Source organism: Myxococcales bacterium (assembly GCA_016717005.1).
Classification (GTDB): domain Bacteria; phylum Myxococcota_A; class Polyangia; order Haliangiales; family Haliangiaceae; genus UBA2376.
The window spans coordinates 611,592-625,034 of sequence record JADJUF010000037.1 but is presented as its reverse complement, the minus strand read 5'-3'; the positions used below and the strand labels follow the sequence as shown (position 1 = coordinate 625,034).

At 77.8% G+C, this 13,443-nt stretch carries 14 protein-coding genes; 2 read left to right on the top strand and 12 right to left on the bottom strand.

Annotation, left to right across the window (positions count from 1 at the left end; translation table 11 throughout):
- Window positions 1-36 precede the first annotated feature (36 nt).
- The 11 genes from IPL61_26295 to IPL61_26245 all read right to left on the bottom strand — a co-directional run bounded on the left by IPL61_26295 (window position 37) and on the right by IPL61_26245 (window position 10,677).
- The gene (locus IPL61_26295) at window positions 37-660 is read right to left on the bottom strand and encodes a V-type ATP synthase subunit D (GenBank protein MBK9034734.1); all 624 of its coding nucleotides are present in this window, start codon (window positions 658-660) and stop codon (window positions 37-39) included.
- A complete protein-coding gene (locus IPL61_26290) occupies window positions 657-2,030 on the bottom strand; it encodes a V-type ATP synthase subunit B (protein MBK9034733.1) in 1,374 nt (457 codons plus the stop codon). The genes IPL61_26295 and IPL61_26290 overlap by 4 nt, the downstream gene beginning before the upstream one ends.
- Complete coding sequence (locus tag IPL61_26285) at window positions 2,027-3,754, bottom strand: V-type ATP synthase subunit A (protein MBK9034732.1); 1,728 nt, start codon at window positions 3,752-3,754, stop codon at window positions 2,027-2,029. The genes IPL61_26290 and IPL61_26285 overlap by 4 nt, the downstream gene beginning before the upstream one ends.
- 8 nt (window positions 3,755-3,762) lie before the next feature.
- Complete coding sequence (locus tag IPL61_26280; GenBank protein MBK9034731.1) at window positions 3,763-4,089, bottom strand: hypothetical protein; 327 nt, start codon at window positions 4,087-4,089, stop codon at window positions 3,763-3,765.
- Window positions 4,086-5,060: a V-type ATPase subunit gene (locus IPL61_26275; GenBank protein ID MBK9034730.1), complete on the bottom strand. Its 975-nt coding sequence runs from the start codon at window positions 5,058-5,060 to the stop codon at window positions 4,086-4,088. Before IPL61_26275 ends, IPL61_26280 begins: the two co-directional genes overlap by 4 nt.
- Complete coding sequence (locus tag IPL61_26270; protein ID MBK9034729.1) at window positions 5,057-5,653, bottom strand: hypothetical protein; 597 nt, start codon at window positions 5,651-5,653, stop codon at window positions 5,057-5,059. Before IPL61_26270 ends, IPL61_26275 begins: the two co-directional genes overlap by 4 nt.
- A 9-nt stretch (window positions 5,654-5,662) precedes the next feature.
- Complete coding sequence (locus IPL61_26265; GenBank protein ID MBK9034728.1) at window positions 5,663-5,881, bottom strand: ATPase; 219 nt, start codon at window positions 5,879-5,881, stop codon at window positions 5,663-5,665.
- 11 nt (window positions 5,882-5,892) lie between these two features.
- Window positions 5,893-7,752, bottom strand: a complete 1,860-nt coding sequence (locus IPL61_26260) for a hypothetical protein (GenBank protein MBK9034727.1) — start codon at window positions 7,750-7,752, stop codon at window positions 5,893-5,895.
- Window positions 7,753-7,760: 8 nt separating this feature from the next.
- Window positions 7,761-8,111 (bottom strand): hypothetical protein, encoded by a 351-nt coding sequence (locus tag IPL61_26255; protein ID MBK9034726.1) that lies wholly within the window; start codon window positions 8,109-8,111, stop codon window positions 7,761-7,763.
- A gap of 137 nt (window positions 8,112-8,248) precedes the next feature.
- On the bottom strand, window positions 8,249-8,884 hold the full coding sequence (locus IPL61_26250; protein ID MBK9034725.1) for a hypothetical protein: 636 nt from the start codon (window positions 8,882-8,884) through the stop codon (window positions 8,249-8,251).
- Between the two features lie 143 nt (window positions 8,885-9,027).
- Window positions 9,028-10,677 (bottom strand): hypothetical protein, encoded by a 1,650-nt coding sequence (locus tag IPL61_26245; GenBank protein ID MBK9034724.1) that lies wholly within the window; start codon window positions 10,675-10,677, stop codon window positions 9,028-9,030.
- A 425-nt stretch (window positions 10,678-11,102) separates the two neighbouring features.
- Between IPL61_26245 and IPL61_26240 the strand changes: the two genes are divergently transcribed.
- Window positions 11,103-11,822: a hypothetical protein gene (locus IPL61_26240; GenBank protein ID MBK9034723.1), complete on the top strand. Its 720-nt coding sequence runs from the start codon at window positions 11,103-11,105 to the stop codon at window positions 11,820-11,822.
- Between the two features lie 21 nt (window positions 11,823-11,843).
- Here IPL61_26240 and IPL61_26235 read toward each other — a convergent pair whose 3' ends face one another.
- Window positions 11,844-12,422, bottom strand: a complete 579-nt coding sequence (locus IPL61_26235) for an RNA polymerase sigma factor (protein ID MBK9034722.1) — start codon at window positions 12,420-12,422, stop codon at window positions 11,844-11,846.
- Window positions 12,423-12,771: 349 nt separating this feature from the next.
- Here IPL61_26235 and IPL61_26230 point away from each other — a divergent pair, with 349 nt between their 5' ends.
- The gene (locus tag IPL61_26230) at window positions 12,772-13,404 is read left to right on the top strand and encodes a hypothetical protein (protein ID MBK9034721.1); all 633 of its coding nucleotides are present in this window, start codon (window positions 12,772-12,774) and stop codon (window positions 13,402-13,404) included.
- The last annotated feature ends 39 nt before the right edge of the window (window positions 13,405-13,443 follow it).

The following is a 13,443-nucleotide window of genomic DNA, read 5'->3' as shown; positions in this document are numbered from 1 at the left end:
GCGCGGACGGGCGTGCGCGCCGGCGCGCTCAGGCGCTCAGGCGCGATGGCGGCGCAGCTGGCGCAGGCGCGTGTGCTCCTCGCGCTCGCGCTCGTCGAGCGCGCGGCCGATCGCGGCGAGGCGGGCGCGCAGGGCCGGGGCCACCCGCTGCTCGAGCGTGTGGAGCTGACGCGAGGTCCGCGCCAGGGCCTGGCCGAGCGCGCGCACGTGCAGCTCGCGCGCGGCGGCGTCGAGCAGCTCGGCGGCCAGCCGCTCGAACCGGCTCGCGGCCTCGACCAGCACCGGGCCGGTGGCCGCGGGCGCCGTGCCGCGCGCCGCCAGATCGCGGTCCCACGACGGCAGCGGCCCGAACCGCGGCACCGCGAGGCCCCAGACCCGCTGCACGGTCACGTCGACCGCGAGCTCGCGCGGCGGCCAGCCGGTGGCGGCGACCGCGCCCTCGCCGTGGATCGCGAGCGCGCCCAGCTCGGCGGCGTAGGCGGCGGTCGCGGCGTCGGCGATCGCGCGGCGGGCGTCGGCCGCGGGCCGGGCCAGCGGGAACAGCTCGCGCACCAGCGCCTCGCGCTTGCGGGTCAGGAGCGCCGCGCCCTTCTCGACCCGCGCCAGCAGGCGGCGGCTGCGCAGCAGCTCGGCCCGGGTCGGGGCGGCGCGCGCGGTCACGGCGTCGCTCCCGGCCGCCGAGCCCAGGTGGCGTCGTCGATCCGCTCGAGGTCGTCGCGGGGCAGCTCGACCAGGAGCCGCCAGCCGACCGCGATCGTCTCGGCGATCGTCCGCGCGGCGTGGCCGTGGCCGATCAGCTCGCGCTCGAACCGGGCCGCGAACCCGAGCGCGCGGCGATCGGCGTCGGCCAGGCCGGCCTCGCCGACGATCGTCGCCATCATCCGGGCCTCGCGGCCGCGGGCGTAGCTGGCGTAGAGCTGGTCGGCCCAGCGCCGGTGCTCGGGCGCGGTCTTGCCGGCGCCGATGCCAGCGTTCATCAGCCGCGACAGCGACGGCAGCACGTCGATCGGCGGCGCGATGCCCTGGCCGTGGAGCTCGCGCGACAGCACGACCTGGCCCTCGGTGATGTAGCCGGTGAGGTCCGGGATCGGGTGGGTGATGTCGTCGTCGGGCATCGTCAGGATCGGCAGCTGCGTCAGCGAGCCCGGGCGGCCGTGGAGCACGCCCGCGCGCTCGAACAGCGACGCCAGGTCGGTGTACATGTAGCCGGGGTAGCCGCGGCGGCCGGGCACCTCGTCGCGCGCGGCCGCGACCTGGCGCAGGGTCTCGCAGTAGTGGGCCACGTCGGCCATCACGACCAGCACGTGCAGCCCGGCCTCGAACGCCAGGAACTCGGCCTGGGCCAGCGCGAACCGCGGCGTCAGCAGCTGCTCGATCGTCGGGTCGCGGGCCTCGTTGAGGTAGAACACCGTCCGCGCCCGGGCCGGGCTGTCGCGCAGGCGCTCGACGAACAGCCGGGTCTCGCGCGCGGTGATGCCGATCGCGGCGAACACCACCGCGAACGGCTCGTCGCCGGCCCGGGCGTGCTCGACGATCTGCGCCGCCAGCTCGAGCGCGGGCAGGCCGGCGCCCGAGAACACCGGCAGCTTCTGGCCGCGCACCAGCGTGTTGAGCCCGTCGATCGCCGACACGCCGGTCTCGATGAAGTCGCCGGGCGGTCGCCGCCGGGCCGGGTTCATCGGCGCGCCCCACACCGGCCGCAGCGCCTCGCCGATCGGCGGCGGCAGATCGTCGAGCGGCGCGGCCACGCCGGTGAGCGTGCGGCCCAAGAGCTCGCGCCCGACCGGCGCCTCGGCGGTGGCGCCGGTCAGCGTGATCGCGACCCGGGCCGGCGCCAGGCCGAGCGGCTCCTCGAGGATCTGGACCACGGTCAGCGCGGCGCCGGCGTCGATGACCTGGCCGCGGCGCGGGGCCTGGCCGGCCTGGCGGATCTCGACCACCTCGCCCATCGCGGCGCCGCGGGCGTCCTCGACGTAGAGGAGGGCGCCGACCAGGGCCTGGGCGCCGTGGTGGGTGCGGGCGGCGATCATCGGCGCGCCTCCAGCCGGGCGAGGACCGTGGCGACGTCGGCCGCGCGCGCGGCCACGTCATCGGGCGCGGCCGCGCGCAGCCCGGCGTAGGCGCGGCGCAGCCCCGGCAGATCGAGCTCATCGATGGCGGCGCCGGCCGCGACCGCGGCCTCGGCGGCGTCGAGCGCGGCCACCGCCAGCGCGGCCATGCGCCCGGTCTTGGCGACGGCGCACGCGGCGTCGTTGGGATCGTAGGCGCTCTGGCCCAGCAGGTGCTCGTGGACCAGCCGCGCGATCTCGAGCACGACCCGATCGCGATCTTGCAGCGCCTCGTGGCCGAGCAGCCCGGCGATCTCGCGCAGCTCGGCGTCGCGCTGGAGCAGCTGCAGCACCCGCGCGCGCAGGCCGGCCCAGTCGACGCCGGCGGCGTCGGCGAACCACGCCGCGGTGGCGTCGACGTAGAGCGAGTAGCTGGTGGCCCAGTCGACCGCCGGGAACTGGCGCTTGCGGGCCAGCGCCGGATCGAGCGCCCACAGCCCGCCGGCCACGCGCAACGACGCCTGGGTCACCGGCTCGGCGAAGTCGCCGCCGGGCGGCGACACCGCGCACACCAGGCTGACCGCGCCGACGCGATCCGGCGCGCCCGCGGCCCGGGCTCGACCGGCGCGCTCGTAGAGCTGTCCGAGCCGGCTGGCCAGGTGGGTCGGGTAGCCCTCCTCGCCGGGCATCTCCTGCAGGCGCGCGGCGATGTCGCGCAGCGCCTCGGCCCAGCGCGACAGGCTGTCGACCATCACCGCCACCCGGTAGCCCATGTCGCGGTAGTACTCGGCGATCGACACGCCCAGGTAGACCGACGCCTCGCGCGCGACCACCGGCATGTTCGACGTGTTGACCACCAGCACCGTGCGCTCCATGACCGGCCGGCCGGTGCGCGGGTCGACCAGGCGCGGGAACTCCTGCACGACCTCGGCGATCTCGTTGCCGCGCTCGCCGCAGCCGATGAACACGATCACGTCGGCGTCGGCGTGGCGGGCCAGGCCGTGCTCGATGACGGTCTTGCCGGTGCCGAAGCCGCCCGGCACCGCGATCGCGCCGCCCTCGGCCAGCGGGAACAGCAGATCGAACACGCGCTGGCCGGTGACCAGCGGCCGATCGGCGGGCAGGCGCTCGGCCACCGGCCGCGGCGTGCGCAGCGGCCAGCGCTGCGCCAGCGTCAGCGGCGTCCCGTCGACGAGGTGGCCGATCGGCGCGGCCACGGTGACGTCGCCGCTGGCCAGCGCCGCGAGCGCGCCGCCGACGCCGGGCGGCACCAGCACGCGGTGCACGAACCCGGGCTGCTCCTCGACCGTGCCGAGCACGTCGCCGGCGGCGACCACGTCGCCGGGCCGCGCGGTCGCGGTGAACCGCCAGCGCCGGTCCGGATCCAGGGTCGGCGCGGCCGCGCCGGGCGCGATGAAGTCGCCGGTCGCGGCCGCCAGCCGCACCAGCGGGCGGCCGACGCCGTCGAGGATCGACCCGAGCAGCCCCGGGCCCAGCTCGACGGTGAGCGGCCCGCCGGTCGCGGTGACCGCCGCGCCCAGCGCCAGGCCGGTGGTGTCCTCGTAGATCTGCAGCGTCGCGACCTCGTCGCGGAACCGGATGATCTCGCCGAGCAGGCCGCGCGGCCCGACCCGGACCAGGTCGTAGAGCCCGGCGTCGCGCAGCGGGCGCGCCTCGGCCAGCGTGCCGGTGACGCGCGTGACCACCGGCGCGGTCACCGCAGCCTCACGCGGTAGCCGACCGACCGCCGCAGCAGATCGAGCAGCTCTTGCTCGGGCGCGGCGCCGGTGGCGTCGAGGGTCGGGCCCGGGAACGGCATCAACAGCGGCGCGCCGTCGCGCTCGACCTGGCGGCGCAGCGCGCCCGGCAGCTCGTCGTAGAGCGCGCGCTCGATCAGGATGACCGCGCCGCCGGCGGCCTCGATCGTCGCGATCGCCGCGGCGGCGGTGGCGCCGTCGGGCGCCTCGGTGCAGGCCAGACCGGCCAGGCCCAGGCCCAGCGCCGCCGGGCGCCGGCACACGACGCGGATCGGCGCCCTCACGGCGCGCCTCCGAGCGCGATCCGCCAGGCGGCGTGGCGCACCCGCCGGGTCTCGGCGCGCCGGCGCAGCACCAGGGAGAGCACCGGCGCCAGGCCGAGCGGCGCCGCGCGGGCGAGGCGGCGCTGGGTCGCGAGGTGCCAGACCAGCGCGGCCCGCTCGACCGCGTCGGGCGCGGCGTCGGTGAGCGCGTCGGCCACCGGCGTGCCGCCGAACGACCGGGCGAGCGCGGTGGCCGCGATCGCGGGGGTGGCGGTCGCCGCGGCGACGAACTCGGGCCGGGCCAGGCGCCGGCCGCCGTCGACGAAGCTGGCGTCCGGCTCGAGGGTGCGGCCGCGCGCCGCTAGCGCCAGCGCGGCGCCGGCGTTGGCGACGTCGATCACCTGCGCGACGTGGACCGCGAGCGCGGCGTCGGCGCGCGCGCTGACGCGGGCCCGGGCCGCGAACCACGCGGTCAGCGCGCGCTCGACCCCGAGCAGGTCGAGCGGCGTCTGCGCCAGCGGCGCGGCCAGCGCCGCCGCGGCCGGGTGCGCGCACCGAGTCAGCGCCGCAGCCAGCGCCGCCGCGGTCGGCTGGGCCGCGAGCGCGCGCAGCGTCGCCGCCGGCAGGCGCGAGGTCGGCACCGCGCCGGTGAGGCGGGCCGCGGCCGGCGCGCCCGCGACCAGCCCGCGGATCAGCCCGCGCAGGCTGCGCCGATCCTGATCGTCGACGAGCACCGCCAGGGCGCCGGCCCGCGCGCCGGCCCAGCGCTCGAGGATCGCCAGCTCGGCGGCCGCGCGCGCGGTCGCCGCCGCCTCGACGGTGGCCGGCGCGCCCGGATCGTCGGCGCCGGCGATCGCCGGCAGGCCGGCGCGGGCCAGCGCCGCCGCCAGGCTCGCGCGGTCGTGGGCGCGATCGAGGTCGGCCAGCGCCGCGTCGCTGGCCAGGTGCGTCGCGAGCCCGCGGGCGCGGGCGACCAGATCGACCCAGGTCATGACGACACCTCCGTGGGGACCGGGGCCGCGACCGGCTGCGCCTCGAGGCGCAGCCGCGGCCACATGCGCGCGAGCAGCGACCCGAGCGTCGCGTCGACGACGACCCGGCCGCCGGCGCGCTCGCCGATGGCGCCGCCGATCACCGTCGGGTCGGCCTCGACCTCCAGCGCGGGGTGCGCGGCCAGGCGCGCGCGGACGCCCTCGACCAGCGCGGGCGCGCACCGCACCCGCGCGCGGTCGCCGGCGGCGGCCACCAACCCGGCGACCAGCGCGTCGAGCACGCGGTCGCCGTCGGCGCCGCGCAGCAGCGCGGGCAGCGACGCGCCGATGCAGGCCTCGAGCCGATCGAGCGCGGCGGCGCGCGCGGTCAGCACGTCGCGCCGGGCCTGGCGCGCGGTCGCGGCGAGCGCGGCGTCGGCCGCCGCCTGGTGCTCGGCCCGACAGCGCGCGAGCAGCGCGGTCCGGCGCGCGGTCCGGCGCGCGGCGGCGTCGGTGCGCAGGCGCGCGGCGTCGGCGCGCGCGGCCGCGGCCAGCGCGGCCACCTCGGCGGCGGCCTCGCGCTCGAGCGCGCTGATGAGCTCGTCGATCGCCATGGCGCCGCCTCAGCCGTTGCGCAGCACGATCAGCACGGCGATCACGAACCCCAGGATCACCATCGTCTCGGGGATCGCGACCAGCAGCACCGCCGTGGTGCGCAGCTCGGGTTTCTCGGCGAGCGCGGCCGCGGCCGCGGCGCCGATGCGGGACTGGGCCCACGCGGTGGCGAACGCGCTGCCGGTGATCGCGAGCGCGGCGCCGAGGCTGATCCACAGGACGTCCATGGCTACATCTCCTAGGGCTCCGGGACGGGTTGAGGGTGCCAGTGCGCGAACGGCCGGTACGGGTCGCCACCCGGGTCGAAGAACGTGCCGAAGAACTCGACGTAGTGGAGCCGCAGCACGTGGATGGTCGGGCTGAACATCGCGATCGCGAAGTTCACGAGGTGGAACACCAGCGCGAACAGCACGCCGATCACGGCGCCGCCGAACGCGCCGACCATGCGGTTGGCGACCATCGCCAGCATCACCGACGCGGTGCCCAGCGCCATCACGCGCGCGTACGACAGCACGTGGCCGAGCGTGGTGATCAGCTCGAGCAGCGCGGTCGCGCCCTCGAGCACGACCAGCACCGGGAACGCGACCAGCAGCACGACCAGCGCGGGCGTGAACAGCACCGACGGCAGCAGCTCGAGCAGCGCCGCCAGCGTCACGCCGACCAGGACCAGCATCAGCGCCGCCAGCCCGCGCCCGGCCGCCTCGCGCGGGTGGTGGCGGCGCGCGACCGCGGCCGTGACCAGGCCGAGCACCAGGTGGACCAGGCCGATCGACACCGCCAGGCCGAGGAACGGCATGATCGACGCGTGGCGATCCATCCACAGCGGCCGCAGCCCGAACGCGCGCAGCCCGAGATCGCCGAACAGCTCGCCGAACAGCGCGCCGAAGATGATCGTGTAGGCCGCGACCGCGGCGGCGATGCGCGCGAGGTCGTGGGCCAGGCCGGGCTGGCGCCCGCGCCGCCACAGCACCAGCGCGATCACCGCGACCAGCGCGCCGTAGCCGATGTCGCCGACGATCAGCCCGAACAGCATCGGGAAGAACACCGCGACGAACGGCGTCGGATCGACCGAGCCGTAGCGCGGCAGCGGCAGCATCGCGGTCAGGCGCTCGAACGGCTCGAAGATCGGCGGGTTGGTCAGCACGACCGGCGCGCCGCTGTGGCGCCAGGTGTCGTGGGCGACCTCGACCGCCGACACCTCGGGCACGTCCTGCCGGAGCCGCGCGATCAACGCCGGGGCGGTCCGCGCCGGCGTCCAGCCCTCGAGCACGAACGCCCGCGGGGTCTCGCCGGCCAGCGCCCGCGCGTCGAGCTCGGCCAGCGCGTCGCGGAGCGCGCGCCGCGCCGCGGTCAGGGTCGGGCCGTCGCGGCCCGCGAGCGCCGCGACCTCGTCGGCGATCTGCGCCAGCCGCGCCTCGACCTCGGCCAGCCGCGGCCGCAGCCGCGCCAGCGCCTCGCGCAGGCTGCCGCCGCCCAGCGCCAGCGGCACCGGCGCCGACTCGACCGCGGCCTCGACCAGCAGGCGTTCGACGTCGGCGGCGCGCCCGGTCGGCGCGAGCAGCAACAGCGCGACCTCCCCGCCGGGCAGCGCGCGGGCGCGCAGGTCGTGCTCGCCCAGCACGCGGTCGAGGACCTCGCGCAGGCGCTTGATCATCGCGCCGTCGCGGAGGCGCAGCAGGTGCACGGTGAAGCGGTGGTGCGCGTGGGCGTCGCCGAGCAGGGCCTCGAGGTCGGTGAACAGCGGCGCGAACGCGCGCAGGGCGTCGCGCTCGTCGGTGCGGGCCTGCCACTCGGCGACCAGCGCGGCGGCGCGCCGGCGCACCCGGGCCGCGCACCAGGCCGCGCGCGCGAGGCCCACCGGCGCGGTCGCGGCGACCTCGGGCACCTCGGCGCCGAGCGTCGCGAGGCTGGCCAGGGCGGCGTCGACGTCGGCCAGCGCCCGGGTCAGGTGACGCTGGCGACGCCGCTCGAGCGGCGTGGGCGCGTGCGGCGTCATCGTCGCGGCGGGCGCGGTCAGGTGCAGCGTGCCGACGTCCTGCAACGCCGCCAGCGTGCGGGGCAGCTCGGCGCGGCGTCCGATCACCCGGACGCGGGTCATCGGGATGATCACGACGCCTCCACGATCAGCGCGCCCAGGCGCGTTCGCAGCTGGTCGGCGGCGGCGGTCAGCGCGGTGCCCTCGAGCGCGGTCCAGCTGGCCACCTCGGCCCGGGCCGCGGCCTCGATCGCCGCGCTCCGTGCCCCGGCCTCCCCGGCCACCTGATCGGCCACGGCGCCGCGCGCGGCCTCGAGCTCGCGCTCGGCGTCGGCGTCGGCGGTCGCGATCGCCGCCACCGCGGCGGCGCGGCCCGCGTCAGCGTCGGCCCGGGCTTGGGCGAGCGCGTCCTCGAGCCGCCGCTCGGTCGCGAGCAGCAGCGCGAGGTCCGGGTCCAGCGTCGGGACGCCGGGAGGTGCCACGGGCGCCATGGTGGTCTAGCTGGCTGCACCACACGTGCCACGCCGAGGCCGCGCGCGGCCGGCGCGTTCGGGCCTCGCGGTCGCGATCGAGTGCAGGGGTTGCGTCGATCATCTGCGCGCGCGGCAGCGGTTGCGCATCACCAGCCGAGCAACGCCACCGCGATCCCGGTCGCGGCGATGGTCGCGCCGGCGGCGCCGTCGGCCCAGCGCTCGGTCCGCGGACCGCCGACCAGGCGCGACCCGACCCGGGCCAGCGCGGTGAGGCCGACCATCGTCGCGATCGTCGCGACCTCGTACACGACGACGATGACGACGGTGGCGGTCGCCGACAGCGACGCCGCGGCGAACAGGATCGGGATCACCGCGACGCACGGGTCGGCGCAGTAGATCGCGAACAAGGTCCACGCGCTGACCCGCGCCGGGGCGTGGACGTGGTCGTAGTGGTGATGGTGGTGGCCGTGCAGGTGCGCGCGGGCGTGGCGCATGCCCCAGACCGCGTAGGCGACGCCGAAGCCGATCAGCAGCAGCCCCGACACCGCGGCGGTGCGGTCGCCGAGGGCCTCGACCACGCCGCGCCCGGTCGCGAGCCCGACCAGCCCGAGGATGACCGACACGGTGACGTGCCCGACGCCGCACAGGAGCGCGATCCGGGCCGTGCGCCCGACCGACCAGCCCTGGCCGCGGCCGACCGCCGCGATCGGCAGCCAGTGATCGGGCGCGAGCGCGTGCAGCGCGCCGACGCTCGCCGCCGCCAGGGCCAGCGCGACCGCCACGTCAGCCACGATCGGCCCCCGGGTCGAGGTGGTCGCGGCGCCGTCGAGGTGTGCGTGCAGGTCTCGCGTCCATGCGACCTCCGCGACCAACCAGAAGCAACCTGCGTGCCCGGCGCCGACGTGCGCGCCGGCGCGCGGTCAGCTCACAGCCGCACGCCGACGAACGCGGTCGGCCACACCTGCACGCGCACGCCGTCGTCGCCGGGCGTCGTCATGCGGCGCGCGTCGATGCGATCGCGGGTCGGGTCCGAGGTCACGTAGACGTTGACCGCGGCGCCGACGACCACCGCGGCCGGGCCGACGCGGTGGCCGACCACCAGGCGCAGCTGGTTGAGCAGGTCGAGCTCGTCGCCGAACTCGCCGCCGTAGACCACGTGCCAGGCCATCGCCTCGAGATCGAAGGTGGTCGCGCCACGCCGCCAGCTCGGGCCCATGCCCAGGCCGTACATCCACACGTCGCGCTCGTCGACCGTGCGGTCGGTCAGGCCGCCGTCGAGGTGGCCGCCGACGCCGTAGACGTTGTGCCACCGCGAGCTGCCGTGGCGCAGCACGACCGCGCCGATCCGCTGCTGGTCGACCGTGGCCTCGACCTCGGTCCGGCCGCCGCGGACGACGTTGAGCAGGCCGATCGACACGCCGTCGCCGCTGCCGGCGACGTTGACGACGCCGACCTGGACCCCGTCGACGCGCCCGGCGACGTTGACCGCGCCGGCGACCTGGAGGCCGCGGACCCGGCCGGCGACGTTGACCGCGCCGGCGACCTGGGTGTCGACCGCGCCGCCGGCGATCGCGACCGCGCCGGCGACCTGGGCGCCGCGGACGTCGCGTCCGGCGACCGCGACCGCGCCGGCGAGCTGGGCGCCGTCGACGGCCTTGGCCACGGTGATCGCGCCGGCGATCTGGGTGCCGCGCACCGGACCGGCCGCGGCGATCGCGCCGGCGATCTGGGTGCCGCGCACCGGACCGGCCGCGGCGATCGCGCCGGCGATCTGGCTGCCGCGCACCGAGCCGGCGGTGGTGAGCGCGCCGCCGATCTGCGTGCCGGTGACGTCCTCGGTGACCACGCTGGCCACGCCGGCGACGTTGAACGACGCCAGGCGCCGGCGCCCGCCGACGACCAGATCGATCGTCACGCCGCCGGGGCCGTGGCGCCGCTCGACGTCGAACGCCAGCGGCGGCACCAGGCCGACGCCGGCGTGGGTCGCGAGGCGCGGGCCCGGCGTCGGCGCGGGCGCGGCGGTCGGCGCGGGCATCGGCGCGGCCGACGGCGCGAGCACCGGCGCGGCTGGCGCGTCGCTGCCGAGCCTGCCGTCGAACGGGGCGGGCGGGGCCGCGACCGCGTCGGGCGTCGTGACCGGCGCGGCCAGCGCGGCCAGCAGGTCGCCGGCCTGGTCGCGCGCCAGGTTGCCGACCACCAGCGCGACCACCTCGGCCGCGGCCGCGGCCGCCGCCGGCAGCTCGATCGTGCGCGCGTACCGATCGCCGGCCAGCACCATCACGATCGTGGCGCGCGCGCGATCGTCGACGACGACGTCGACGCACGGCGCGGCGCACGGCGCGCCCTCGGCGGCGAGCGCGACCGGCACACCCAGCTCGGCGGCGACGGCGGCGGCGAGCGCGGGGCGATCGGCGACGCCGCGGATCCGGAGGATCAACGCGTCGGTGACCGACGCGGGCGCAGCGATGACAGGGGGCGGGGGGGCGGGTGCGTCGTCGCCGCGCGCGTCGACGGCGGACGCCGCGAGCGCGCCGACGAACGCGACGCAGGAGGAGCGGAGCGAGGGGGCGGTCATGATCGTGCGTCTCCGCTCGCGTCCGGACCGTTCACGGCGTCGGCGCCAGCGCGTCGCGCAGCTCGGTGGCCTCGCGCTGCCGATAGCCGCCCTCGACCTGGCCGGCCGCGAACGGCGCCAGCGCCGCGCGGGCGTCGGCTCGACGGTCCAGCCGCACCAGCATGATCGCGCGATTGTAGCGCGCCTCGGCGGTGAAGCGGCCCGCCGGAAACTCCGCCAGGTACGCGTCCCACGCGGCGAGCGCGTCGGCCGCAGCGCCGCCGCGGAAGTGCAGCGCGTGGGCGCGGCGGTAGGCGGCGAGGTCGGCGGCGACGTCGATCGCTTGTGCCGCCGGGCGCGCCGTCGGCTGCGGGCGCGCCGTCGGCTGCGGGCGCGCCGTCGCGGTTGTCGAAGGGACCGACGGCGATGCGCCCGACGGCGCGGGTGTGCCCGACGGCGCGGGTGCGCCCGACGGCGATGCGCCCGACGGCGGCGATGCGCCCGACGGCGGCGATGCGCCCGACGGCGATGCGCCCGACGGCGGCGATGCGCCCGACGGCGGCGATGCGCCCGACGGCGGCGATGCGCCCGACGGCGATGCGCCCGACGGCGGCGATGCGCCCGACGGCGATGCGCCCGACGGCGACGATGCGCCCGACGGCGATGCGCCCGACGACGGCGATGCGCCCGACGGCGCGGGTGTGCCCGACGGCGCCGATGCGCCCGACGGCGGCGATGCGCCCGACGGCGCGGGTGTGCCCGACGGCGCCGATGCGCCCGACGGCGGCGATGCGCCCGATGGCGATGCGCCCGACGGCGGCGATGTGCCCGACGGCGCCGATGCGATCGTCGGCTCCGACGGCGCGGTCGGCGCCGGCATCGGCGCGATCGACAGCGACGGCGTCGGCGCGATCGTCGCGCGGTCGAGCACCGGCCGCCGCGGCCTCGAGGTCATGCCCAGTTGCTCGAGCGCCGCGTCGATGCGCCCGGTCGCCGCCGCCCACGACAAGGTCGCGCCCGACAGCGCGAACGCGAACACCGTCAGCCCGACCCGCCAGCGCCGGGCGCGGGGGCGCTCGCTCACCGACGCCAGCACGCGCCGGCGCGTCGCCTCGACCGGCGCGTCGCCGACCTCGGCCTCGTCGCGCAGCGCCGCGGTCGCCTGATCCAGCAGCCGGTCGAGCGGATCAGCCACGGGGCGCCTCCTCGGCCAGGAGCTCGCGCAGCCGGCGCCGCGCGTGGAACACCCGCGACCGCACGGTGCCCTCGGGCACCGCCAGGATCACCGCGACCTCGACCGCCGAGCGCTGCTCGACCTCGCACAGGACGAACGCGACGCGCTGATCGTGGGCGAGCTGATCGAGCGCCAGCGCCAGGCGCTCGGCCAGGCGTCGGCGCTGCGCCAGGTGATCGGGTCCGACCGCGTGGTCGTCGCGCACGGCGGTGGTCTCGGCCAGGCGCGCCATCGCGCGCCGACGGCGGGCGACGGTGCGGACGTGGCGCCGGGCGCGGTTGGCGGCCACGCCGATCACGAAGCTGCGCAGCGACGACGCGCCGCGGAAGTTGGCGACCGTGCGCGGCAGCGCGATGAACGTGTCGTGGACGACGTCCTCGGCGGCCGCGTCGTCGCCCAGGAGCCGGCGCGCGAACGCGCGCACCGGCGCGTGGTGGGCGCTGTACGCCTCGGAGATGGCCATCCGGTCCCCGCGGCGCAGGCGCGCCACGAGGTCCAGGTCGCCCTCGGGGGCGACGCTCACGATCGGCATCGACAGGCTCAGCTCCGCGAGTGGCACCGGGGGACTCCGACATGAGTGCCCGGACGGGCCTCCGCCGTTGACCGAAACCTAGCCGGGCCTGTCGATTCGGCTAGCCAGCGGAAGTCGCACGGGATTCTGAGCGCCGCGGGCTGGAAGCCGTCCCGCCTGGTTGCGAGCGCGCCCACGGCGCCGGAGAGGGCGAGCGACCCAACGCGCGGCGGGGAGGCCTGCTCCTGGCCTCATCCATGCAACACCGACGGACATGTGGGCCAAGTTCGCAACCGTCGCAGCCCTCGCCATCGTCGCCTGCGCGCGCCCTGCGCCCGCGCCGGAGAAGCCCCAGAGCTACCGAGCGCACATGGACGAGGCCGCGGCCCACGACCGCGCCGCCGCCGCGCACGAGCGCGCCGCCAACGAGGCCCGCCGGAGCGGGTCGGGCGGCTACGCGTGCGGCGATCGCGCCCTGTCCGATCAGACCACCACCGGCGGCGAGCCGGTGACGCGCTGGGTCCCGTGCTGGAGCGTCGAGCAGGAGGGCAGCGCCGAGCATGAGGCGGCGGCCGAGCGCCTGCGCACAGAGGCCCGTGAGCACCGCGCAATCGCGCGCACCCTCGTCGACGTCGAGCGCACGTTTTGCGCAATCCTCGTCGACGACGAGCTCACGCACACGCCGCTGTTCCACCGCGACGACATCGCCAGCGTCGAGCCGTACCGCGAGGACGACCGCGTGGTCGGCGCCCGCGTCACGTTCAAGCGGGTCCGCGGCCTCGACGCCGACTACCTGCGGCAGGCGCTCCTCTGCCACCGCGCACGCATGGCCACGCTCGGCTACCCGGCGACGTACATGGCCTACGACCCCAGCATGCTGGCGCACAGCCACATCGCGGTCGACGAGCGCGGCGGGCCGGTGGTGCTGACCGTGCGCGGCGACGACGAGGTCACCGCCGCGGTGGTGTGGTCGCGCGCGGAGGCGCTGGTCGGCGCGCGCTGAGCGACGGCGCGTCACGGCGGCGCGCGGCGCTGGACGGTG